The sequence below is a fragment of the Acinetobacter lwoffii genome, from assembly GCF_024129715.1.
Taxonomy (GTDB): domain Bacteria; phylum Pseudomonadota; class Gammaproteobacteria; order Pseudomonadales; family Moraxellaceae; genus Acinetobacter; species Acinetobacter lwoffii_U.
Map to the genome: position 1 here is coordinate 85821 of NZ_JAMXXM010000007.1, position 22680 is coordinate 108500.

Here is a 22680-nt window from a genome sequence, read left to right on the forward strand (position 1 = left end):
ATCAATAAAAAATTGCGTCAAACAATTAGCCGTATCAACGGCCCTACAATTAAGCAATATTCTACCACATTCCTACTGGTGGGTAGCATGGCTTCGACTGCGCATCTTTATGCAGCGGAAGCAGTTTACCATGCAAATCAAAATTATGATGCGATAAAACAAAGTATGATGGCTGAGTTTGCCATCGCTGCACATGACATTCCGACTGCTTTGCACAACTATACGGTGCTGGCGATCAAGAGCAATTCCACTTCAGTCAAGCAGCGTGCACTGAATGTCGCGCTGGAACATGATGACCTACAGGCAGCACTAGATATCTCCACGCACTGGGTGGTACAAGAGCCACAAGACGTCCCTGCTTTATTTTATTTATCACATATTGCCCTTAAAGCGCATGAATATGAGCTGGCTGCTGAGACCTTAGAAAAAATCCTGCAAATTGATGACAGTGCCGATCTGGAAGAAATTCTCGCCGGAATTTCACCGGAAGGCACAGAGGATCGTACTTATCTGATTCAGGCCTTAAGCACCACTAAAGCCAAGGACAATCCATCTATTCTGGTGCTAGTGGCCGGTCTGGAAGCACAAAATGGTCAGCTTGAACAGGCTTTAAATACAGTTAACCGCGCCTTAAAAAAACGTCCGAATGCGACCGGCTATATCCTGATGAAGGCCAATCTGCTCAATGCACTCGGCGATACTCAGGCGACACTGCAATGGTATGAAAAATCCAGCCGTAAACACCGTAATAATCTGGATGTACGTCTGGCCGAAGTCAAATATCTAGTCAAGCTGAACGAAGCGACTTTGGCGCTGAAAAAACTGCAAGACATTCTAAAAAAATGGCCGACTGCCGAAGAAGCCCTGTTTATTGCCGGACTGACCAGTATTGACTTAGAAGAATACGAGAAGGCCGAAAAATATCTGGTTGAACTGCGTTATTCTGCACAATATCAGAACGAAGCCTATTATTATCTGGCGGTCAATGCAGAACGCAAACAGCACTATGAAACAGCCAAAGCCTATTATCGTCTGGTCGATGGCAGTCTGTACACGGTCTCGCGCCGTAACATGATTTCGATTTTTGCCCAGCAGGATAAACTGCATGATGCACTGCGTTTCCTGACTCAGGAACGGGTCAATTATCCACAACATGCCAGCTTCCTCTATCTAGCCCAAGCGGATATTTTGACGCGCATGCAGAATAAAAAAGCCGCGATCCGCCTGCTGGAAGAAGCCAGCAAAAACCTGCCCGATGACCCTGAACTGGTTTATTCGCAAGTCCTGTTGCTGGACCCCCATCAGGATCGCGCCAAGCTGGATGAATTACTCAGCACTTTACTTAAAATTGAACCGAATAGTCCGACCTATCTGAATGCCTATGCCTATACCCTGGCGATGCAAAACCGTCGCCTCGAAGAAGCACGCCGCTATGTCGAACAGGCACTAGAATATGCACCAGAACAGGCATCGATTCTGGATACCTATGGTTATATCTGTTATTTACAGAATGACTTCACCACAGCTGCGGATGTGTTATACAAAGCCTATCAATTGAATCCGAATGTGAAGATTGGGGTACGTTATGCCCGTTCCTTGTACATGAAAGGTGATCTACAACACTTCCACCAAGTGTTACAACAATTACAACAAAACCATCCAAATGACCCAGAATTGAAACAACTTAATTCGCTATTGTTAGCACCACAAACCAAAACGAGTTAATTAATTTATGCGCAATTTGAGCCAATTGGGCTGCTGTGCCTTTGCAGCCACTGCTTTATTTTTAACTGGATGTCAGCAGATGATCAAGCCACAAGCGCCTGCCACCCCGTCTGTACAGGCAGAGAATCAATTTCAGCTGCAAGGTAAAATTGGCGTTCGCACCCCTCAACAGACTGGCAGCGCATTCTTTACTTGGGTACAACAGCAGGAAGAATTCGATATTGAACTCAGCGGTATCTTAGGCGTCGGTAAAACCCAGATTTCTGGCACACCGGGACAAGTGACTTTAAACAGCGCAAAAACCGGTGTGATTCAGGCAGCCAGTGCCGAGGAATTACTGCAACGCGCAACAGGCTGGCAAGCGCCGATCAGTTATTTAGTCGATTGGGTACAAGCCCGCCCTGCCACCACGGCTGCCAAATTACAAAAAGACGATGCGCAGCGAATCAGCCAGATTATCGAACAGGGCTGGACGGTCGATCTCAATTATAATGCGCAGGCCAAAATGCCAAACCGCTTGATTTTAAAGCAGTCACTTGAAAATGGTGCGGAAAACCGTATTACAATGATCATTGAAAACCGTTAATTGACCTGATTCCAGCCCATGATAATTCGTGTTCCTTCGCCTGCTAAACTGAATTTGTTTTTACATATTACCGGTCGCCGTGAAAATGGCTATCATGAACTGCAAAGTATTTTTCAGTTGATTGACCTGTATGACTGGCTGGAGTTTGAACAAAGCGCTGATGATGCGGTTCAGATAGAAGGTCTGGCCTCAGTCGATCTGCAACAGAATTTAATCTATCGGGCGATACAGTTGTTGAAGCCCTATGCTAAGACGCTCTCTGGACTAAAAATTCGTCTGGAAAAAAATATCCCGATGGGTGCAGGTCTCGGTGGCGGCTCTTCCAATGCAGCGACGACCCTGATTGTGCTGAACCAGCTTTGGCAGTGCGATTTAAATATTGAGCAACTGGCAGAGCTTGGGGTCAAGCTGGGCGCAGATGTTCCGATATTTGTGCATGGTAAAAATGCCTGGGCCGAAGGTATTGGCGAACACTTAACATTCATAGACTTAGATCAAAAAAAATTCATTGTGTTAAAACCTGATTGTTTTATCAGCACTCAACTGCTTTTTTCGCAAAAAGCATTGACAAGAGACACGAAGAGCACTAAATTTTGCGCCTATCAGGAAACGCCATCTGATTTTGGAAATAACTTTGAGCCACTGGCAAGAAGCTTATATCCTGAAGTAGATGAAGCAATGCAATATCTCGACCAGTTCGAAAAAGCAAAACTTACAGGTACAGGTGCCTGTGTGTTTATTGAAGTCACTGAAAATCTGAATATCGAAGATATTCTTGCAAATGCACCATGTAAAGCTTACCTGGTCAACAGTTTACAAGAATCACCTTTAGTTCGGTTTAAAGTGTAGATAGGGGTATCGCCAAGTGGTAAGGCACCGGGTTTTGATCTCGGCATCCGTTGGTTCGAATCCAGCTACCCCTGCCATTTTTCACCTGTAGATGTACTGTATTAGGGGTATCGCCAAGTGGTAAGGCACCGGGTTTTGATCTCGGCATCCGTTGGTTCGAATCCAGCTACCCCTGCCATCTTACAGTCATCAAATTAGGGGCGTCGCCAAGTGGTAAGGCACCGGGTTTTGATCTCGGCATCCGTTGGTTCGAATCCAGCCGCCCCTGCCATTTTCTCGAAAAAAGACAGAACACTCATTTGCTGTAAGACTGTTAATTTACCTTGACACTTTACCGCAAAAATATTAAAGTTCTGCCGCATTAGGGGTATCGCCAAGTGGTAAGGCACCGGGTTTTGATCTCGGCATCCGTTGGTTCGAATCCAGCTACCCCTGCCATCTATTCCCATATATCCCAACCGCCAAGGGTGCTTCATGCCCAATCTTGTCGTTTTTAGTGGATCTGCGCATCCACAATTCGCTCAAAAAGTCGTAAGTCACTTACATATTCCTCTAGGCGCTGCCTCTGTAGGTCAGTTCTCTGACGGTGAAATTGCTGTCGAGATTACTGAAAACGTTCGTGGTAAAGACGTATTTATCGTACAACCTACTTGTGCCCCAACTAATGATAACCTGATGGAAATCTTGGTGATGGCTGATGCTTTGCGTCGTGCAAGTGCGGGTCGTATTACTGCCGTGATTCCTTATTTTGGTTATGCTCGTCAAGACCGTCGTCCACGTTCAGCACGTGTTCCAATCACTGCAAAAGTTGTAGCAGACATGCTCACTACTGTAGGCGTTGACCGTGTGGTGATGATCGACTTGCATGCTGACCAGATCCAAGGCTTCTTCGATATCCCTGTAGACAACATCTACGGTACACCAGCGCTACTTGCTGACTTGCGTCAACAATCGCATCACAATCTGATGGTGGTTTCACCTGACGTCGGTGGTGTCGTGCGTGCACGTGCTGTTGCGAAACAAATGGGCGATATCGATCTTGCAATCATCGATAAGCGTCGTCAAAAAGCGAATGAATCACAAGTGATGCATTTGATTGGCGATGTAAAAGATCGTGATTGTGTCATCGTCGATGACATGGTAGATACTGCTGGTACGCTATGCAAAGCTGCTGATGCATTGAAAACCTTCGGTGCTCGCAAGGTGGTTGCATATGCAACACATCCAGTACTTTCTGGTAAAGCACTTGAAAACTTAAAGAATTCTGTGATTGATGAACTGGTTGTGACTGATACCATTCCTCTTTCTGATGAAGCTTTAGCACTGGGCAAGATTCGCCAGGTTTCAGTAGCCAGCATGGTTGCCGAAACGATTCGTCGTATTAACAACGAAGAATCTATTAGCGCAATGTTCGATTCTTATCTATAATAGAGCGCTGAATTTTCAAAGCCCTGCCATTTGGTAGGGCTTTTACTCACCAGACTGGTCGCAAGTCTGGTTCATTTAACTTAAATAGGATGTCTATCATGGCAAACTTCGTATTAAACGCAGCAGCACGTGAAGAAGCAGTTCAAGGGAAAGGTGCGAGCCGCCGCCTTCGTCTTCAAGCTAAAGTTCCTGCAATCATCTACGGTGGTGAAGCTGCTCCTGTAGCAATTACTGTTGAGCTTCGTCAGCTTGTTAAATTCTTAGAAAACAATTCATTCTTTGAAGAAGTTATCGAAATTGATGTAGACGGTAAAGTTGAAAGCGTGAAAATCCAAGCGTTACAACGTCACCCAGCTAAAAACACACCAATGCACGCTGACTTCAAACGCGCATAAGTGTTAATGGTGTAATTAGTGTCAAATATTTCACTGATTGTTGGTTTGGGTAACCCAGGTTCTGAGTATGCCCAAACCCGCCATAATGCAGGTTTCTGGTTCGTAGAACGCCTTGCAGAGCAATATGGCATTACCCTCAAAAAAGACCCAAAATTCAACGGATTTAGCGGTCGTGGCAATATCGAAGGTCAAGACGTCCGTCTTCTTCTACCGACAACCTTTATGAACCTTTCCGGTAAAAGTGTTGTTCCTTTCGCCAAATTCTACAATATTGCACCTGAATCGATCCTGATTGCTCATGATGAACTGGACATGAATCCTGGTGTCATTCGCCTGAAAACTGGCGGTGGTCACGGTGGTCATAATGGTCTACGTGATATCGTGCCACATATTGGTTCAAACTTCCATCGCCTGCGTATTGGAATTGGCCATCCTGGTGCCAAAGACCGTGTTTCCGGTCATGTACTCAGTAAAGCACCTAGCAGCGAACAGAATTTAATGGATGATGCGATTTCCCATGCCCTCGCCCGCACAAAAATGCTAGTGAACGGTGAAGTACAGCAAGCCATGAATCAAATTAACGCATATAAGCCGAACTAAACATTCAAAAATTGCTGGACAATTCCGCTTGCCAGAAAGTTTATTTAAGCGCAAAATGCGTTTGCTCGATTGTTCACCATACAGCAAGCAAGATTGATTTAACCAAATGATCAAACTCTTAGGTCAACTCAGGGGACGCTAGCCATGCTATCTCGTTTATTAAAATGCAAAATTCACCGCGCTCACGTTACACATGCAGAACTACACTATGAAGGTTCATGTGCAATTGATGGCGTTTTGATGGATTTGGCTGGCATTCGTGAATACGAAGAAATTCATGTGTGGAACGTGACCAATGGTAAACGTTTTGCAACTTATGCAATTCGTGGCGAAGACAATTCAGGCATCATTTCAGTGAATGGTGGCGCTGCGCATCAGGCTGATGTAGGCGATATCGTGATTATTGCAACCTTTGGTGATTTCACTGAAGCTGAAGCAAATGCTCATCAGCCTCGCTTGGTTTATGCTAACCCAAACAATACAGTCAGCCACACTGCCAACTGTATTCCGGTACAAGTCGCATAATCTGATCAAACCAGATACCCAAAAGCTCGCACATTGCGGGCTTTTTTAATACTGGAATATTGACCTGTTTAACTGCCCTCTCGCCAGCTTTTAGAGCTTTCACAATTTAAAGGTTTTAATTGTTGATCCAGTAAATCAAATAACAAGGCCTCACCATTTTCCTTCACCTTCAGCTCTGCGAATTTGGCGTTACGATAACAAGGCTCCAGACCTTCGGCGAACATGAAACTGTTAGCAGCAGGATATAAAGCCTCAAAAGTATTGCGTGGGTTTTTTAGAATTAATCGGGCTGAACGTTCCGACTTATTTAATGCACTTCGATCAAAACTGGTTTTGATAACTCTGCGCTGCTGATCCAGCTGCACATAACTCATCACATGAGATTGATTTTTAAAATCTTCAATTTTGATATCAGAAACAGACTGTTCGGAACCATTCTCCGCTGCCACTGCGCTAAAATGCAGATCATAGTTCAGTGCCATATAATCCCCTTGCAGGATCGAACGCGGATCGACTGGCGCCAACTCGACGAAAATGGACTGGCTGTTCACTAAATGATGTTCATGTTTCAGGATCAATCCCACAAAGAGCAGAATACTGAATCCGGCCAGAATCAGAGGAAGAAACTTTTTCATGCAGTTTCCTCCTGACCAGGTCTAATCCTTACCTGCTTTAAGCCATAGACCATGCACCAAACCATAAGACCTGAGATGAAAATCGTTAGGCTCTTTACCAGGAAACTCAGCCCCAGATTGTAATACAGCATCCATAACCAGAAGATCAGCAATAAAATCGACAGAGCTTGCATCAGTCGTTGCTGATAGACTACAGCCCAGGCCATGAGCAGCATAATGATAAAAATTTCAAAATAGCCCAGCAGGATCAGTAATAAACCCAGAACCGGAATTAACCAGAGCCATTTTTCAGAAAATTGTTGCCAGTTTTGCCAAATAAAACTGAACAACAATAAGCTCGGAAGAATATAAAATAACAGGACTTGGTCAAAGCTGATCTGTCCAATGCTGTGCCAGTGCTCTAATCCGGTCACCGCCTGAACCACCGCTGAACCTGTCAGCATGGCAATCATCCAGAGAAAGATACTTTTCTGATAATGCGAAGATTGCCAATAACGCGCTGTTAGGAATATTCCGATGAAAATGACATAGTTCAAGCTGAGTATGATACTGATCACCATGTCATCATGTTTAAAAGAATTCTCTAAGACCAGAACCACGATTGCTAATGCATGCGTCATCAGCAGCTGTAGGGTCAAAATAGACCAGTGCATCCGTTTGATGGTAGTAAGCCCCAGCATTAATAATTGCAGCAGCCAGACTACAACCATACTGTCGGTCAGCAGTTCTGTATGAATTAAAACTGCTGCCTGACCACAGATCCACAAGCAATAGGCAAACTGGTGCATAAAAACTGAAGCCTGCTGACCCAGCAGTTTCCAGGCGATGCCTATAAAAATGATCCCCATTAAAATCGAAAATGCTTCCCAGTAAGTCAGTAACAGGACTGCAAGAATAATCCCCGAAATCCAGGCACCGAGTGCCAGAGGAATCACAGAAAATTTGGTTTGTGGAAAAATTCTATTTAAAGCAAAACTAATTAAGGCAAACCAGCCAAAAATCAGCACAGCTAGCACAAATAGTCCAGTAGCTGAATTGGTCAGTTGATTTTCAACCAGTTCAAATACCCATAAGCTCACACTGGCAGCCAAACCTGCAATGAGAAGAATGGCTTCTAGCGCCTGATGTTTCCTATAAAAATAAAATGCGGCACCTGTCGGTAAAACAACTGAAGAAGTTAAATAGATCAGCTTAGAGTGATGAATAAACTGCATCATGCTGCTGATCGAAATCACGATCACAAATGCGATAAACAGAAAACGTAGCAGCGCGTAATAGCGCATGGCATACGCAAAGCTAAGTGCTGTCAGCAAATTTAGACCGAGCAAATACAACCCTTCTGCTCTTCCCATCCAGAAGCTCTGTTTAAAATACAGATACAACGTCAGCTGGCTCACTACGCAAAGCATGACAAAAATGCCAATATTGGAGCGATAGAGCCATGGTAAGAGCAAGGCTGACCAGAGCAAAAATAACAGATAACTATCTGCGCCAGTTTGATAAATCTGCCCAATCATTGCCAGACTTAAACCCAGCATGAGACCAGATACTGTATCCAGACTCTGTCTCACCCATTCCTGCTGGTCGAAGTAAATACTTGCTGTTGCACTACAGAGTAAAATCAGCATCGGGATTGCCAGCTGAACCGGATCCGGCAGCATCCACCAGTTCGCTGCCATTAAATACAGCAAACTGACCGTGATGAGTGCCAAGCCCAAGATTTTTAAATAACGTAGTACTTCTACATTGCAGAACAGCAAGGGCGAAAATTGATTATTTCGGATCAGCTCAGTTTTATGCATTGTTAGAATGATTGAAGGATTTCTAATCTTCCTCACACCATAGCATGTTTCCAGTATTTTGCTAAAAACCTGGGTAATTCAGATTATCTGTTTTGTTTATCTAAAATTCTGCAAATTACTTTCCATTTCAACCATCCCATCTTTTTAAAATCAGGACTATAATGTTCTTACATCGCTTCAGGGCGGGGTGTGATTCCCCACCGGTGGTAATTTCAGCTTTTTATAATTAGGCTTGAATTAGCCCACGAGCGGTCAATTTCGATTGATCTGCAGATCTGGTGCAAATCCAGAGCCGACGGTATAGTCCGGATGAAAGAAGACGAAAGCAGCACCAAGGCTGTATGCCGTGCATACACCTGTTTTTGCTATAAGCCTATTTTCACTCAGTCCTGAAATGTTCAATCATATTTTTAGTTTAGGTGAGCATTTCAATGTCAAGTTTGATTCAACCCGAAATTTTCTTTTCTGCTTTAGCCCCTGCTGAACAACGTATCCTTCAGGCACTCGAAGATCTCCGCCAAGGCAAACCTGTCTTGGTCATGGATGATTTTGACCGTGAAAATGAAGCCGATCTGATTGTGGCAGCTGAAACTTTAACTATAGAAACCATGGCGCGTATGATTCGTGATGGTTCCGGCATCGTTTGCTTATGTCTGACTGATGAGCTGGCAAACCATTTAGAGTTACCACCAATGGTACAAGATAACTCTAGCCAGTTTAAAACTGCCTTTACTGTAAGTATTGAAGCAGTAGAGGGTGTAACAACCGGTGTTTCTGCCAAAGACCGCACGACTACAATTAAAACAGCGATTAAAGACGGCGCAGTTGCCAGTGATCTGAATCGTCCTGGTCATGTATTCCCATTACGCGCCCGTGAAGGTGGTGTCTTAACCCGGCGTGGTCATACTGAAGGTACTATTGACCTTGCGCGTCTGGCTGGTTTAAAACCTGCCGGCGTGTTGTGTGAACTGACTAATCCGGATGGCAGCATGGCTTCTGGTATTCAAGTTCTCTCGTATGCACAGACGCATCAACTGAGCCTAATTACCATTGATGAACTGGTACAGTACCGCCAGCAACACAATATATAAGTCTATTTAAAAAGAAAATCCCGGCATTTGGTCCGGGATTTTTTGTGTCGTATATATTGATTGAATTAACTGAAGATGGAATAAATCCCATACAGTGCAACCATTAACAAGATCAAGCCACATAGCCCAAGTAAATGCGGATAAAGCTGAGACCGAGATAATCGCTGAAAACCCAGATACACCAGTGACAGGGTGAGAAAATCCAGAACAATCCAGCTAATTGTCAGAATCACCAAGCTTAAATCGAGGTTTGGGCTAATGCCTATAAATTGCGGAAAAAAGGCGGCAAAGAAAATAATATCCTTGGGATTAGAAATACCTACCAGAAAACCGGTACGAAAGCCACCCTGTACGGGCTGCAGGTTTTGTGGTCCAGTTGATCCCTGCCCTTGCCAGACTTCCCTGAAAATCTGAATTCCCAGCCAGGCAATATACAAACAGCCAAGTAGCTTAATGCCATTCAGCCAATTTTCGTTAACAACCAGAAGACCTTTTAGACTGAGAATGGATAAACCAATCAGAACCAGTGAGGCAAAGTTAGTCCCGAAAATAGTCTGCAAGGCATGCTTATAGCCGCCTTTGAGCCCAGCACTAGCGACCAGTAACATTACTGGTCCGGGCGTCGCGATCATGATTACTACGGCCAGACAATACAGCAGATATTCGGTAATATTCACCCCATTCCTCCTTGTCTAATATAGTCAGCATAAAAAAAGAGGACCTACTCGTCCTCTTCTTCCATCTGGATCAGATGCTGACTCATCCCATCAGCACGCAAGAATGCCAGATCATAACTGGCTTTTGCCAATGCCAATACTCGACGTTCAAATTCATCCCAAATTGGACGTACTTGTTTGTAATGAATGCCTAGGCCACTCTCATCAGTCAAATGCCGGTTTTTTTCACACAATTTTAATGCATGGTAGAGCTTACGCCCTTTACTGGCATCATCACGCAACCGCACCCGTTTCGACAGCACAAAGGCCTGCACTTTGACAAGATCGGCATGCGGTAACAGCGGCACCAGAATCTGATCCAGCTGTGCATCCAGGCGTTGCCACACAGCTCGATGCTGCTCGGCACTATACGTATTCCAGTGAATCACTTCATGATTAAAACGGCGGCAACCACGACATACCGCATCACCAAATACGGTCGAACAACGCCCTGCACATGGGGTTAAAGACGCAATACGACGATCTGAACTCAAAACACACTCCAAAGATACTGCAACTTTCAGTATCTGCATCACTGCACAAAATCCTGGTTCGGGCATGACTATACACGCTCTCTCCCATGAATTGAAGCCTGTTAAAAGACTTGCGTTTTACTCGCTTATTCACTCGAATCAAGCTAAAATATGCGCCTTTCAAATTATCATGCTACGTTGGAGTATTCCATGAACGCTACTGTAGAACAGCTTGCACCTGTAGAACAGCAAGCGACGACTGGTTGGGTTGTTGCCGCACTTTATCAATTCAAAGAAGTTCAAGATCCTGCCGATCTTCAGCAACGTCTTCTGGACCTGGTAAAATCCATCAACCTTTGCGGTACTCTGATTGTGGCAGGTGAAGGCATTAACGGTACGGTTGCAGGCGACCGTGCATCGATTGATCAAATTCACCAGTTCCTTCTAAATGAAGGTTTTAACGAAATGGAATACAAAGAATCTGACAGTTCTGAAAAGCCATTCCGTAAGATGAAAATTAAATTAAAAAAAGAAATCGTAACTTTAGGTGTGGAAGTAAAACCGCGTGATTTAGTCGGTCACTATCTTGATCCGAAAGAATGGAACGAACTGATTGCACGTGATGACGTGATTCTGGTCGATACACGTAACGATTACGAATACAAAGCCGGCACTTTCAAAGGCGCAATTGACCCGAAAACTGAAAGCTTCCGCGAATTTCCTGAATACGTGAAAAATAATCTGGAACAGCACAAAGATAAGAAAATTGCCATGTTCTGTACTGGCGGTATTCGTTGTGAAAAATCCACTTCACTTCTTCTACAAGAAGGTTTTACCGAAGTGTATCACCTGAAAGGCGGCATTTTAAAATACCTGGAAGAAACCCCGGCTGAAGAAAGCATGTGGGAAGGTGAATGCTTCGTGTTTGACGGTCGTACTGCCGTAACGCACGGTGTTGAAGAGGGCCAAAATACCAAGTGTCATGCCTGTGGCTGGCCTTTACTTCCAGAAGAAGTTGCACTCCCAAGTTATGAACATGGTGTCTCTTGTGTGTACTGTATTGACAAAACCACGGAGAAACAAAAAGAAGGTTTCCGTATGCGTCAATCACAAATTTTAGCAGCAAAACGCAAACGCCTCTAATTTGGTCTTTTGTAATGAAATATATAAAAACCCTCTTCGGAGGGTTTTTTGTTTACATAAAAATTACAACAGTAATAAAAATCTTACCAATTACTTACCAAGAACCTCATTTTTTTTCAAACAAGATTGTTAGTCTAATGATACGGTGATTTATAAGCTAAGTCTTTCATTATTAACTTAAATTTTTAAGTGAAAAGGAATATAAAATGGCAGGCTCACTTGCTCGAGATTCAGACAACCTGGTTCAATTTCAACCTAAAGAAAATATAAAATTGCAACGGCTTCATCAAATTTCTGACGAGCTTGAACAACAGTCACATCTGTTCGTCGTTATCTTGGGAACCGTTATTGGCGCAATCTTGGCGCTGTTCATTGGTTACCATATCAATACCAGCATCATGCATTTTATCCTGCTGAGTATTTTGCCGATCTGCTTGGCCTATTTCTTACGTAAAGTTTATATTTATACCCTGACACATAGCTGATTCTGTCTGATCATTTATATTCCAAGACTTTACCGCACAAAAAATACTGCTTAGGATACAGGCAGTATTTTTTATTTTGCCAATCATATGAATCTGACCGAATGGATTATTTCCGTCATGGAGCAACTGGGCTACTGGGGCATTGCCCTGCTCATGTTCCTGGATAATGTCTTCCCGCCAATCCCTTCCGAAATTATTATGCCTTCCGCGGGCTATTCCGCCTCTCAGGGCGAGTTAATACTCTTCGGGGTCATCATGTCCGGCTGTATCGGCTCTCTACTAGCAGCCGCCTTGCTATACTGGATTGGCTATAAATTTAACCATGATTCTATTTTTAAATTTGTCGATCGTTATGGCAAATATTTATTTATTAAATCAGAGGATGTGAAAAAATCACTCAGTTGGTTTGAGCATTATGGTCACCGCATTGTGTTCTTTGGCCGCATGATTCCTGCCGTCCGCTCGCTGATCAGCATTCCTGCCGGCATGAGTCATATGCCCTTCTGGAAATTTATGTTCTATAGCGCACTTGGAACCCTCATCTGGACTACATTTTTGGCCTGTGTCGGATTTTATTTTGGCGAAAACCAGCATTTGATGCAGCAAATTTTCAGTAAAGTCAGTTATGTGATTATTGCCATTGTTGCGGTAATTATTATCTGGATTTTCTACCGTAGACAGCAGCGTAAAAATCGTCCATCCTGAGGGAAGATCCCTTAAGGAGATTAAAACGATGTCGCATTATCTTAAATATTTTGCCACCGTTTATCTGACCTTGGTTCTATTGGTAGGCATATTCATCTATGTATTCAATCTGGGCGCCATTCTGCTGATTCCTGCCCTGATTGCTTCTGCCTTTCTCAGTGCCCGATACTTTGTTAAGAAAGAACTTCGTTTGCCGACTCAGCAAGAGAAAAGCAAACTGGTCTGGGGCTCTACTATCATTGCTATGACATTCGGGTTTATCTTTTTAGTAGTGGTCATCTGGATGAACCCGCAGACAGATGAGATTTATAGAACCATCACCTATACAGGAAGAGGAACAAATTCATTCCTGGTGGCTGCAAGCATTGCCTTACATGCCTTGCTGTTTCATATCGCCTACAATGCTTATGCACGCTATAGTCTGGCGAAGCGTACAGGCTTGAAAGAAAATAGGGTCGAGTAGATCTCAAAGATACAAAAAGGCCAAAGCTAAAAAAAGCACCCTGCGGTGCTTTTTTTATGAATTATTCTGGAGTGTGATACATCAGATACAATTCATTTAAGTTTTCTGGAATTTCTTCTGCAAGTTCATCCATTAACTGACCATTGCGACGGAAAGTTTCCATTTGTGGATCTTCATCATCAATGCCGCTAAAGACCATGATTGGCAGGGTTAAATCCACCAGTTGCTCTTCAAATTCTTCAGTAAACCAAGCGTCTTCGTTCAGGAACATGGCATCTACAAAGCCCACACTCCAGTCACCCAGGCTTGATTCAGTGTCTGCTTCTTCAATTTCAAACGGGAACGTAATCCCTTCTTCATTGGCTAAGCTTTGACGAATAGACTCTAACCATGCTTGCACCTGAGTGATGATTTCTGCAGGCACTTTCTTTTGATTACTATCAAAAAGTTCGTCTAACCATTTGTCGAATTTTGGGCCTACTGCAATAGCACATAAGAAACCATGGGTTGCCGCGAAATCTAGACCATGTTCATTTTGGTCACCATCTAGATATTCACTCAACAGGTCTAAATCTAAAGCACTCATCTAACATCCAAACTTAGAAAACCGAAAGGTTTAGCATAGCATTTATTCAGGCTATGCTAAATCCGAATTCGTTAATCTTCGTCGTCAAAATCGTCATCATCGTCGAAGTCATAGTCAAAATCTTTGAGTTCGCGCTCTAAACGACGTTGGGTCAGCAGATCATCGATCAGACGACGTTTTTCCAACGACTCTTTAGCACTGAGCTTGCTAGAAGCCTCATCGAAATTAACATCATCTTCACCGAAGTTATCATCTAGTTCAAAATCTGTAGAAGACACTAAAACTTCCTCATGAGTGAAAAATGTAAAAGGATTTAAGCGCTATTTATCGTGCCTAAAATAACAAGTCAAGTTTTATTTGGATTTTCGTATTTTTAATTTGTAATTAGGGGTTTTTTCTGTCTCAATTGTGTGCCATGATATAATCCACCCTGCGTCCTTATGTTTTTTGATTCTCCTTTTTTGAGTCATAAACAGACACGCATGGGATGAACTTGAAAACAACAAATTCACCCCCATCTTAAATTACTGAATTTCATTTTAAATATTTTATCAGACAGCTTTAATGCTGAATTCACTGATGAAATATGTAGGCTATTCACTAAATTTAACGAGCTTAAATCGTGCAGCATTGTACGGTTTTTTACTGCCACAGATTCAACGAAGAGTAAGCAAAAGATGAGCGATATGACTTCCCCTACTTCTCAAGTAGCGGCTCTGATTAGCCGAGGCAAAGAACAAGGTTATTTAACCTTCGCTGAGGTTAACGATCATCTGCCGGACTCCATCACAGAAAGCGAGCAGATTGAAGACATCATTCAGATGCTGAATGACGTTGGTATTCCGGTACATGATCGCGCGCCTGAATCTGATGATACGATGTTCGAAGATACTGCAGAAGCGGCGGATGAAGTTGCAGAAGAAGAAGCTGCAGCCGTACTTGCCTCGGTAGAAAACGAGCCAGGTCGTACCACTGACCCTGTACGTATGTATATGCGTGAGATGGGTACAGTAGAACTTCTGACTCGTGAAGGCGAAATCAGCATCGCAAAACGCATCGAAGAAGGTATTCGTGATGTTTTGCACTCGATTGCTTACTGGCCGAATGCGGTAGAAGTGGTACTGCAAGAATACAAAGATTATGAAGCGGGTGAACGCCGTCTTGCTGACCTTTTATCAGGTTATTTAGATCCTGAATCAGATGAAGAAATTCCTGAAGTTCTAGAAGAAGAAGCGGTTCTTGCTGAAGATGAGACTGACTCGAAAAAATCGACCAAAGATGTAAAACTGGACGATGATGAAGAGGAAGAAGAAGCAGATTCTGATGATGAATCAGAAGCAGATTCTGGTCCAGATCCTGAAATTGCTAAAGCGCGTTTTACTGAACTGGAAAATGCGTGGCTGAATACCAAAGCAACTATTGAAAAACATGGTCGTGACAGCAAACAGGCTGAAGAAGCTTTGCAGGCACTTGCAACTGTATTCATGATGTTCAAATTTACCCCGCGTCTATTCGATATCATTTCTGAAATGATTCGTGGTACCCATGATCAAATTCGTGGTGCAGAACGTGAAGTGATGCGTTATGCAGTACGTCGTGGCCGTATGGATCGCACCCAGTTCCGTACCAGCTTCCCGGGCCAAGAATCGAATCCAGCCTGGTTAGATGAGCAGATCGCAAAAACACCTGCAGACCAGAAAGCTTATCTGGAAAAAGTACGTCCAGACGTATTGGCCTTCCAGCAAAAAATTGCCGATATCGAGAAAGAGCTTGGCCTTGATGTAAAAGGCATTAAAGACATTGCCAAACGTATGGCCGTCGGTGAAGCCAAAGCACGTCGTGCCAAGAAAGAAATGGTTGAAGCGAACTTGCGTCTGGTAATTTCGATTGCGAAGAAATATACCAACCGTGGCTTGCAATTCCTGGATCTGATTCAGGAAGGTAACATCGGTCTGATGAAAGCCGTAGACAAGTTTGAATACCGTCGTGGTTATAAATTCTCGACTTATGCGACCTGGTGGATTCGTCAGGCGATTACCCGTTCGATCGCGGATCAGGCACGTACCATTCGTATTCCGGTACACATGATTGAAACGATCAACAAGATCAACCGTGTATCTCGTCAGCTTCTACAGGAAATGGGTCGTGAACCGACTCCTGAAGAACTGGGCGAACGTCTGGAAATGGACGAAGTTAAAGTACGTAAAGTACTGAAAATCGCCAAAGAACCAATTTCGATGGAAACACCGATCGGTGATGATGAAGATTCACATCTGGGTGACTTCATTGAAGACAGCAACATCACTTCACCAATTGATGCGGCAACGTCTGAAGGCCTGAAAGAAGCGACACGTGAAGTTCTGGAAAACCTGACTGAACGTGAAGCCAAAGTCCTAAAAATGCGTTTTGGTATCGACATGCCGACTGACCATACTTTGGAAGAGGTGGGCAAACAGTTTGACGTAACACGTGAACGTATTCGTCAGATTGAAGCGAAAGCGCTGCGTAAACTTCGCCATCCATCGCGTTCAGAACACTTACGTTCATTCCTTGAGAATGATTAAGATTTGATGCTTATTCTGGAGACTTGAAATTTGATCATCAGTCTCCATTTAAGTAGCCAAGACAGACCCAAACGCCTGCATGATTGCAGGCGTTTCAAATCAGGGGGACTACCATGTTAGACCGTACACCATCTCGTGAACTTCAAGAACATCTTTGGGTTTTCCCTATGGATTATCCGATTAAACTGATTGGCCTTGCGGGTGACGAATTACGCCACGCTGTCATCGAGATTTTTTTAAAACATTTTCCAGATTTTGAAGGTGATAGCGTAAGTATTACGCCATCGCGTACTGGCAAATATCATTCCATTACCGCACAACTGCGCTTTCTGGAACTGGAGCAGGTGCATGCTGTGTATGCAGATTTAGCCGCCTGCCCGCTGATTAAAACGGCACTCTAATCGAAAATGAAAAAGACACGCTTCCGGGCGTGTTTTTTTATGCTCATTAAAAGCTGAGCTAACGCTTAAATATTGCAGATCTCGCCCCTATTTCATGCCGAAATCATTATAATTATGACCAGTTTTTTATAATTACCAAGGACACTTCCTGTGACTGATGCGCTGCAAAAGCCCGAGCTGATCATTCGTCAATATCACGACCTCACACCTTATGAAGATCGTTTTCTGGAAATGAAAACATTTACGGAAACTCGTGATGAACATAGCCCGGATCAATTGTGGATTTTGCAACATCAGGATGTACTGACTCAAGGTCAGGCCGGTAAGCCAGAACATATTCTGATACCGAGCAACATTCCGGTAATTCAGACCGATCGTGGTGGTCAGGTGACTTGGCATGGTCCCGGCCAGTTGGTGGCTTACTTCATGTTCGACCTGAATCGTCTGGGCTGGAATGTGCGCACGCTGGTGTCTTATGCTGAAAACCTGATGATTGAATTGCTAAAAAAATATGGCATTGATGCCTATGCCAAACCGGATGCACCTGGTGTATATGTGGCTGAACGTAAAATCGGCTCACTCGGTTTTAAAATTCGCAAAGGCCGTAGCTACCATGGTCTGTCCCTAAATCTGGATTGTGATCTGAGCGGATTCAACACCATCAATCCTTGTGGCTATGCAGGACTGGAAATGGTACGCATGAGTGACCTGCTCGAACAACCGCCGCAATTCAGCCAGTTGTGCACTGAAATTATTGAAACTTTGCGTCACAGCGGGTACTTTAAGCAAGTAACTGTCGAGCAAAGATAAAGCCTTTGCATTTCAGCCCCAAATAAATTAGAGTATTTACTCTAAACTAATAATATTGAGATAGGGATCATCACGTGATTGCGACTAAATCCGTAAAACCCGCTTTGCAGCTTGCCTATGTCAAACTCATGATGGATGTGATTGGCCGAGGTCTGGTCATGGCAAGTCAGGTGGATGAAGAAATCAAACAGGAAGTGGCCCATTTTCCAGAAAATTTTACTCTTTCCATGAAAGTCTTTCCGCATGGCCCGGCCTTTGTGGCGCGGGTCACTGAGGACAAACAACTGGAACTGGTCAAAAATCTGGAAAAAGCACCTGATTTGATCATTACCTTTAAACATCTGCATCATGCCTTTTTGGTGTTTTCTTTTCAGGAAAGTACCTCACAGGCTTTTGCCAATGACCGCATGATTGCTGATGGCGATATTTCCAATGCCATTCGTCTGGTACGCTGCCTGAATAAAATGGAAGCACTGATTTTGCCGAAAATGGTGGCACAACTGGCAGTGAAAGAATATCCAAGCAATCTGAGCCTAAAAGAAAAACTAAGCGAAGCGAGCAGCATTTATCTGAAAATCGCTCAATCCTATTTGAAACGGAGTGTATAACATGGCTAAACCTTATTATGAATTTTTCTGTCCGGTCAAAGTGATTGCCGGTCATGCCGCGTTAGAACATATTCCGTTTGAACTTGCGACTTTGGGGGCCAAACGTCCGCTGATCATTACCGACAAAGGTGTACGCGCCAACAATCTGCTGGCACCGATTGAAGCCGCATTTGAAATGGCGGATGCTGCAATTGTAGCGATTTTTGATGATGTACCGCCCGATTCTAGCTTGGGTACAGTACGCAGCGCAGCAAAACTGTATCGCGAAAATCATTGTGATGCGATCATTGCCGTGGGCGGTGGTTCAGTCATAGATACCTCTAAGGCAACCAATATTCTGGTCTCTGAAGGCGGTGATGACCTGCTGAAATATTCGGGTGCACATAACTTGCCTAAACCGCTGAAACCGTTCTTTGTGATTCCAACCACGTCTGGTACAGGTTCAGAAGTAACCATGGTCGCTGTCGTGTCGGACACTGAAAAGAACGTCAAAATGCCGTTCGCCTCTTATTATCTGATGCCGCATGCTGCGATTCTGGATCCCCGCATGACCCAGACCTTGCCGCCGCATTTAACCGCCATGACCGCGATGGATGCTATGACCCATGCGGTTGAAGCTTATACCTGCATGGCAGCCAATCCAATTTCGGATGCTTATGCGACTGCCGCAGTCAAAAAGATCAGTACCCATCTATTTAATGTGCTGGATAACCCTTCCGATGCACAAGGCCGTCTGGAGCTGGCACAGGCATCGACCATGGCGGGAATTGCATTTTCCAACTCGATGGTCGGCATTGTGCATTCACTGGGGCACTCATTGGGTGCAGTGGTACACCTGCCGCATGGTTTATGCATGAACTTATTCCTGCCTTATGTGCTGGAATACAACAAAGAGGTCAATGGCGATAAAATCGCAGATCTGCTCCTGCCTTTGGCGGGTGCCGATATTTATGCACAAACGCCGGCGCATCTACGTGCTGACAAAACTATTGCAACGATTCTGACCATGCGTGACCGGATTTACAGTCTCACCAAATTACCGCGCACATTACGTGAAACCGGTAAGATTTCTGAAGCCCAGCTCGATGAAGTGGCAGAGAAAGCCCTGAATGATGGTTCCATCATTTATAACCCGAAAGAAGCCACCCTGGAAGATTTAAAATCTATCTTAAAAAAGGCTTGGTAATTACTGAAAAATAAGCCAATATAGCCGAAATTCTAGCCTGATGTTTTTTTAAACATCAGGCTTTTATCTTGCATAAGAAAAAATTCGATTTCTTTTTTTGAATGGCACATTTTATGCAGGACAAAAGTCAAAAAAATAGCTAGCAAAAGCCGTTCTTTTCAAGTAGATTGGCGGACTTTTATAGAAAACTGTAGGGGGGATCGTTCGTCTCAAACGATCCTTATAAATATGACTGATCCTTGATCAACGATTAAGAGGATAACGCCGTTGACTAATATCTCTGGGACTCAATCGGCAGCTAAACTGCAAAAAACGCTGGGACTCTGGCACATCATTATTATTGGTTTAGCTTATATTCAACCCATGACCTTGTTTGATACATTTGGTCTGGTATCTGAAGAAAGTAACTTCCACGTTCCTACCTCTTACATTTTTGCACTGATTGCAATTTTGTTAACCTCCTTGAGCTATGGTCATATGATTCGTCGCTACCCTTCTTCGGGTTCGGCCTATACCTATGCGCAAAAATCCATCCACCCGAACGTAGGTTTCATGGTGGGTTGGTCATCCTTGCTGGATTACCTGTTATCGCCAATGGTCAATATCATTCTGGCGGTGATTTATCTGGAAGCACTTTTCCCAGACATGAACCATTGGGTTTGGGTCATTGGTTTAACAGCATTTATGACCGCGATTAACCTTCGTGGTGCGAGATTTGTTGCCAACTTCAACAGTATGATTGTATTCGTACAATTGGGCGTCATTGCATACTTCACTTGGATGGTTTACCAACTTCTGGAAGGTGGCGTGAATGCAGACGGCACACTGGTCGATGCAAAGTATCAACTGTGGAGTTTAGAGCCATTCTGGAATGAGTTTACTTCTGTTGCTGCCCTGATTACCGGTGCAACCTTACTGTGTTTCTCATTCACAGGTTTTGACTCCTTAAGTTCTCTGGCTGAAGAAACCAAAGATACCGAAAAAACCTTACCTAAAGCGATTTTCTTGACTGCATTATTGGCAGGTATCATCTTTATCATCAGTACTTACTTCATGCAGATCTTCTTCCCGAATGATCCAAAAACTTACTTTGAAGATATCGCTGCAACACAGCCGGATATTTTACAAGCTGTCGGTGGCGTGGCGTTTAAAACAGTCGTACTTTACTTCGCGATTGTGACAGTTATGGCTTCTGGTATTTCAGCACATGCGGGTGTATCACGTCTGATGTATGTAATGGGTCGTGATGGCGTAATCAACAAGAAGATCTTCGGTCATATTAGCCCGAAAAACTATACACCTTCATACAACATCTTAATCGCTGGTGCAGTGGCTTTAACTGCTGGCTTTATGGATCTTGATTTTGTGGTGTCGTTGATCAGCTTTGGTGCCTTAACTGCATTCAGTTTCGTCAACTTGTCAGTGATTTCACGTTATGCATTACGTGATGGTCGTACCAAGAGTGCTAAAGAGATCATGAACTTTGTCGTTGTTCCTTTACTTGGCTTCATTTCAGTATTTGCATTGTGGCTAGAAGTCGATGAAGCTTCGCTTAAATACGGTCTGATCTGGGCATTTGGCGGTATCTTGTACTTGGGCTATAAAACTAAAGGCTTCAAGCACCCAGCTCCTCAGCACAATGAATTTGACGATAAATAATATCGTTTCAATTCAAATAAAAAAGGCGCTTCATGCGCCTTTTTTATGTCTGTCATGTTTTGATTTTACTAATGTAAATAACAATCAAAACCCATCTGGGTATTGACCCGATTATTTTCATAACCCAGTTTCTCAATAAACAGACTGCGATTAGACAATAACTTTTGCTCTTCCGGACCTAAACGGGCTTTATTCTTGATAGCCAGTTGATACATTTCATCGACGACATCCTGAAAAATATCACAGACTTCTTCACGCTTGGCTAGCTTTAATTTACGCCCTCGCCAGGTCCATTGAAAATCATCTGCATCCAAGCTCTGCCCCCATTTTTCAATACGCGTATCTAAGCGTTTTTGCATGTTGAGCAAACCCTGCTGTATTTCCGCTTGAGTAATGGGTTGAACTTCCTTTGTTGCCGATGTGGCGGCACTGCCCTCTTCCGCACTCACGGAAGCCGCAGTAGATCCAAGGCAACATGCGATGATAAGTTTTAATAGAGGCTTCAAGGCTGCACCTTTTGTTATATTTGATGAAGTTATAAACTCAAGCATACAATGAAGTGAAAAGCAGTTTATCTATTTGTTACACAAAATAAAAAAGCCACCCAAAGGCAGCTTTTAGAATTACTACAAATATCAGCTTAAAGCGTTTTAAAACCCTGCTGACGCCAAGCTTCATACACAATCACTGCTGTGGCATTCGATAGGTTCAAACTTCGGGAGTTCTCTGCCATCGGTAAACGAATCCAGTGCTTTTGCGGAAACATTAGACGAACATGTTCAGGCAGACCACGAGTTTCCGGCCCCATTAACAAGGCCACAGGACGGTTTAAATCCGAAGTATGCGGTGTTTCAGAACCTTTGGTGGTCAATGGATAGATTGCATCCAGACCAATGCCTTTACTTGCCAGATCAGCCAGACAGTCTTCGATATTTTCCCAAATCTGCATATTGGCATATTCGTGATAATCCAGACCGGCACGTTTCAGTTTTTTGTCATCCAGTTCAAAACCCAGCGGCTTGACCAGATGCAACTGTGCTCCGGTATTGGCACACAGACGAATGATATTGCCTGTATTTGCAGGAATTTCAGGCTCATATAAAACAACGTGGATCACAGCTTACTCACTTAATATATTTAATTCAGACACGACATTCGTCTTGCGCTCGGGCAAAGCAGTGCTTTGCTTATCCTCTTACTTCAGGCACAGCCTTCGTCTTGCGCTCGGGCAAAGCAGTGCTTTGC

General features: G+C 43.7%; 26 protein-coding genes, 4 tRNA genes and 1 riboswitch. Of the genes, 22 read left to right on the forward strand and 8 right to left on the reverse strand.

Going from position 1 to position 22680, the window contains the following annotated elements:
* The first annotated feature begins 12 nt into the window (after positions 1–12).
* The 11 genes from NI462_RS07225 to panD all read left to right on the forward strand — a co-directional run bounded on the left by NI462_RS07225 (position 13) and on the right by panD (position 6108).
* Complete coding sequence (locus NI462_RS07225) at positions 13–1725, forward strand: tetratricopeptide repeat protein (RefSeq protein ID WP_035342311.1); 1713 nt, start codon at positions 13–15, stop codon at positions 1723–1725.
* Between the two features lie 7 nt (positions 1726–1732).
* Positions 1733–2311, forward strand: coding sequence for a lipoprotein insertase outer membrane protein LolB (gene lolB / locus NI462_RS07230; RefSeq protein ID WP_253159800.1), 579 nt, complete (start codon positions 1733–1735; stop codon positions 2309–2311).
* 21 nt (positions 2312–2332) lie between these two features.
* Positions 2333–3160, forward strand: coding sequence for a 4-(cytidine 5'-diphospho)-2-C-methyl-D-erythritol kinase (gene ispE, locus NI462_RS07235; RefSeq protein ID WP_253159812.1), 828 nt, complete (start codon positions 2333–2335; stop codon positions 3158–3160).
* Positions 3161–3162: 2 nt separating this feature from the next.
* A tRNA-Gln gene (locus tag NI462_RS07240) sits at positions 3163–3237 on the forward strand.
* 26 nt (positions 3238–3263) lie between these two features.
* Positions 3264–3338 (forward strand) — tRNA-Gln (locus NI462_RS07245).
* A gap of 18 nt (positions 3339–3356) precedes the next feature.
* Positions 3357–3431: transfer RNA gene (locus tag NI462_RS07250), tRNA-Gln, on the forward strand.
* Positions 3432–3523: 92 nt separating this feature from the next.
* Positions 3524–3598 (forward strand) — tRNA-Gln (locus NI462_RS07255).
* A 36-nt stretch (positions 3599–3634) separates the two neighbouring features.
* Positions 3635–4588, forward strand: coding sequence for a ribose-phosphate pyrophosphokinase (locus NI462_RS07260; protein ID WP_005103975.1), 954 nt, complete (start codon positions 3635–3637; stop codon positions 4586–4588).
* 98 nt (positions 4589–4686) lie between these two features.
* Positions 4687–4983 carry a 50S ribosomal protein L25 gene (gene rplY / locus NI462_RS07265; protein ID WP_004645781.1) on the forward strand — a complete coding sequence of 99 codons (297 nt, stop codon included), beginning with the start codon at positions 4687–4689 and terminating at the stop codon, positions 4981–4983.
* An 18-nt stretch (positions 4984–5001) separates the two neighbouring features.
* Positions 5002–5583, forward strand: coding sequence for an aminoacyl-tRNA hydrolase (pth, locus tag NI462_RS07270; RefSeq protein ID WP_004280604.1), 582 nt, complete (start codon positions 5002–5004; stop codon positions 5581–5583).
* Between the two features lie 144 nt (positions 5584–5727).
* Positions 5728–6108: an aspartate 1-decarboxylase gene (gene panD / locus NI462_RS07275; RefSeq protein ID WP_004280606.1), complete on the forward strand. Its 381-nt coding sequence runs from the start codon at positions 5728–5730 to the stop codon at positions 6106–6108.
* A gap of 68 nt (positions 6109–6176) precedes the next feature.
* On the opposite strand, the gene NI462_RS07280 is transcribed toward panD, so the two are convergent.
* Both NI462_RS07280 and NI462_RS07285 read right to left on the reverse strand, forming a co-directional pair.
* Positions 6177–6743 (reverse strand): GDYXXLXY domain-containing protein, encoded by a 567-nt coding sequence (locus NI462_RS07280; protein WP_253159802.1) that lies wholly within the window; start codon positions 6741–6743, stop codon positions 6177–6179.
* On the reverse strand, positions 6740–8545 hold the full coding sequence (locus NI462_RS07285) for a DUF2157 domain-containing protein (RefSeq protein ID WP_121979627.1): 1806 nt from the start codon (positions 8543–8545) through the stop codon (positions 6740–6742). The genes NI462_RS07280 and NI462_RS07285 overlap by 4 nt, the downstream gene beginning before the upstream one ends.
* Before the next feature lie 170 nt (positions 8546–8715).
* Positions 8716–8870, forward strand: a riboswitch (FMN riboswitch).
* 106 nt (positions 8871–8976) lie between these two features.
* Here NI462_RS07285 and ribB point away from each other — a divergent pair.
* Positions 8977–9636, forward strand: a complete 660-nt coding sequence (ribB, locus tag NI462_RS07290; RefSeq protein ID WP_044108711.1) for a 3,4-dihydroxy-2-butanone-4-phosphate synthase — start codon at positions 8977–8979, stop codon at positions 9634–9636.
* A 65-nt stretch (positions 9637–9701) separates the two neighbouring features.
* Here ribB and NI462_RS07295 read toward each other — a convergent pair whose 3' ends face one another.
* Complete coding sequence (locus NI462_RS07295; RefSeq protein WP_086044566.1) at positions 9702–10313, reverse strand: LysE family translocator; 612 nt, start codon at positions 10311–10313, stop codon at positions 9702–9704.
* Positions 10314–10357: 44 nt separating this feature from the next.
* A complete protein-coding gene (locus NI462_RS07300; protein WP_253159814.1) occupies positions 10358–10846 on the reverse strand; it encodes a DUF1289 domain-containing protein in 489 nt (162 codons plus the stop codon).
* A gap of 189 nt (positions 10847–11035) precedes the next feature.
* On the opposite strand from NI462_RS07300, the gene trhO reads away from it, so the two are divergent.
* From trhO to NI462_RS07320, 4 genes are all read left to right on the forward strand, one after another.
* A complete protein-coding gene (trhO, locus tag NI462_RS07305; protein ID WP_005265894.1) occupies positions 11036–11968 on the forward strand; it encodes an oxygen-dependent tRNA uridine(34) hydroxylase TrhO in 933 nt (310 codons plus the stop codon).
* A gap of 206 nt (positions 11969–12174) precedes the next feature.
* Complete coding sequence (locus NI462_RS07310) at positions 12175–12453, forward strand: FUSC family protein (protein WP_253159804.1); 279 nt, start codon at positions 12175–12177, stop codon at positions 12451–12453.
* Between the two features lie 87 nt (positions 12454–12540).
* Positions 12541–13158 carry a DedA family protein gene (locus NI462_RS07315; protein WP_180180455.1) on the forward strand — a complete coding sequence of 206 codons (618 nt, stop codon included), beginning with the start codon at positions 12541–12543 and terminating at the stop codon, positions 13156–13158.
* 28 nt (positions 13159–13186) lie between these two features.
* The gene (locus NI462_RS07320) at positions 13187–13621 is read left to right on the forward strand and encodes an ABZJ_00895 family protein (protein ID WP_213687555.1); all 435 of its coding nucleotides are present in this window, start codon (positions 13187–13189) and stop codon (positions 13619–13621) included.
* A gap of 61 nt (positions 13622–13682) precedes the next feature.
* On the opposite strand, the gene NI462_RS07325 is transcribed toward NI462_RS07320, so the two are convergent.
* Both NI462_RS07325 and NI462_RS07330 read right to left on the reverse strand, forming a co-directional pair.
* Positions 13683–14207: a YecA/YgfB family protein gene (locus NI462_RS07325; protein WP_004280621.1), complete on the reverse strand. Its 525-nt coding sequence runs from the start codon at positions 14205–14207 to the stop codon at positions 13683–13685.
* 71 nt (positions 14208–14278) lie between these two features.
* The gene (locus tag NI462_RS07330) at positions 14279–14485 is read right to left on the reverse strand and encodes a PA3496 family putative envelope integrity protein (protein WP_004280622.1); all 207 of its coding nucleotides are present in this window, start codon (positions 14483–14485) and stop codon (positions 14279–14281) included.
* Positions 14486–14836: 351 nt separating this feature from the next.
* On the opposite strand from NI462_RS07330, the gene rpoD reads away from it, so the two are divergent.
* The 6 genes from rpoD to NI462_RS07360 all read left to right on the forward strand — a co-directional run bounded on the left by rpoD (position 14837) and on the right by NI462_RS07360 (position 21435).
* Positions 14837–16771 (forward strand): RNA polymerase sigma factor RpoD, encoded by a 1935-nt coding sequence (gene rpoD / locus NI462_RS07335; protein WP_224215688.1) that lies wholly within the window; start codon positions 14837–14839, stop codon positions 16769–16771.
* 113 nt (positions 16772–16884) lie between these two features.
* Positions 16885–17172 carry a YbeD family protein gene (locus NI462_RS07340; protein WP_114541670.1) on the forward strand — a complete coding sequence of 96 codons (288 nt, stop codon included), beginning with the start codon at positions 16885–16887 and terminating at the stop codon, positions 17170–17172.
* Between the two features lie 150 nt (positions 17173–17322).
* Complete coding sequence (gene lipB / locus NI462_RS07345) at positions 17323–17982, forward strand: lipoyl(octanoyl) transferase LipB (RefSeq protein WP_253159806.1); 660 nt, start codon at positions 17323–17325, stop codon at positions 17980–17982.
* A gap of 74 nt (positions 17983–18056) precedes the next feature.
* Positions 18057–18590, forward strand: a complete 534-nt coding sequence (locus NI462_RS07350) for a hypothetical protein (RefSeq protein ID WP_005106305.1) — start codon at positions 18057–18059, stop codon at positions 18588–18590.
* Between the two features lies 1 nt (position 18591).
* The gene (locus NI462_RS07355; protein WP_004280629.1) at positions 18592–19776 is read left to right on the forward strand and encodes an iron-containing alcohol dehydrogenase; all 1185 of its coding nucleotides are present in this window, start codon (positions 18592–18594) and stop codon (positions 19774–19776) included.
* Positions 19777–20043: 267 nt separating this feature from the next.
* Positions 20044–21435 carry an APC family permease gene (locus NI462_RS07360; RefSeq protein WP_004280630.1) on the forward strand — a complete coding sequence of 464 codons (1392 nt, stop codon included), beginning with the start codon at positions 20044–20046 and terminating at the stop codon, positions 21433–21435.
* Positions 21436–21503: 68 nt separating this feature from the next.
* Here the strand turns inward: NI462_RS07360 and NI462_RS07365 are convergent, their stop codons facing one another.
* The gene (locus NI462_RS07365; protein ID WP_290444252.1) at positions 21504–21986 is read right to left on the reverse strand and encodes a hypothetical protein; all 483 of its coding nucleotides are present in this window, start codon (positions 21984–21986) and stop codon (positions 21504–21506) included.
* Between the two features lie 89 nt (positions 21987–22075).
* A complete protein-coding gene (locus tag NI462_RS07370) occupies positions 22076–22552 on the reverse strand; it encodes a tRNA (cytidine(34)-2'-O)-methyltransferase (protein ID WP_004280633.1) in 477 nt (158 codons plus the stop codon).
* Between the last annotated feature and the right edge of the window lie 128 nt (positions 22553–22680).

Coding starts and splice junctions, on each gene's coding strand:
- NI462_RS07310 (WP_253159804.1), top strand. CDS start 12,175: ATGGCAGGCTCACTTGCTCGAGATTCAGACAACCTGGTTCAATTTCAA.
- NI462_RS07260 (WP_005103975.1), top strand. CDS start 3,635: ATGCCCAATCTTGTCGTTTTTAGTGGATCTGCGCATCCACAATTCGCT.
- panD (WP_004280606.1), top strand. CDS start 5,728: ATGCTATCTCGTTTATTAAAATGCAAAATTCACCGCGCTCACGTTACA.
- ribB (WP_044108711.1), top strand. CDS start 8,977: ATGTCAAGTTTGATTCAACCCGAAATTTTCTTTTCTGCTTTAGCCCCT.
- NI462_RS07280 (WP_253159802.1), bottom strand. CDS start 6,743: ATGAAAAAGTTTCTTCCTCTGATTCTGGCCGGATTCAGTATTCTGCTC.
- NI462_RS07355 (WP_004280629.1), top strand. CDS start 18,592: ATGGCTAAACCTTATTATGAATTTTTCTGTCCGGTCAAAGTGATTGCC.
- NI462_RS07285 (WP_121979627.1), bottom strand. CDS start 8,545: ATGCATAAAACTGAGCTGATCCGAAATAATCAATTTTCGCCCTTGCTG.
- trhO (WP_005265894.1), top strand. CDS start 11,036: ATGAACGCTACTGTAGAACAGCTTGCACCTGTAGAACAGCAAGCGACG.
- NI462_RS07340 (WP_114541670.1), top strand. CDS start 16,885: ATGTTAGACCGTACACCATCTCGTGAACTTCAAGAACATCTTTGGGTT.
- lolB (WP_253159800.1), top strand. CDS start 1,733: ATGCGCAATTTGAGCCAATTGGGCTGCTGTGCCTTTGCAGCCACTGCT.
- NI462_RS07365 (WP_290444252.1), bottom strand. CDS start 21,986: ATGCTTGAGTTTATAACTTCATCAAATATAACAAAAGGTGCAGCCTTG.
- NI462_RS07325 (WP_004280621.1), bottom strand. CDS start 14,207: ATGAGTGCTTTAGATTTAGACCTGTTGAGTGAATATCTAGATGGTGAC.
- rplY (WP_004645781.1), top strand. CDS start 4,687: ATGGCAAACTTCGTATTAAACGCAGCAGCACGTGAAGAAGCAGTTCAA.
- NI462_RS07315 (WP_180180455.1), top strand. CDS start 12,541: ATGAATCTGACCGAATGGATTATTTCCGTCATGGAGCAACTGGGCTAC.
- NI462_RS07320 (WP_213687555.1), top strand. CDS start 13,187: ATGTCGCATTATCTTAAATATTTTGCCACCGTTTATCTGACCTTGGTT.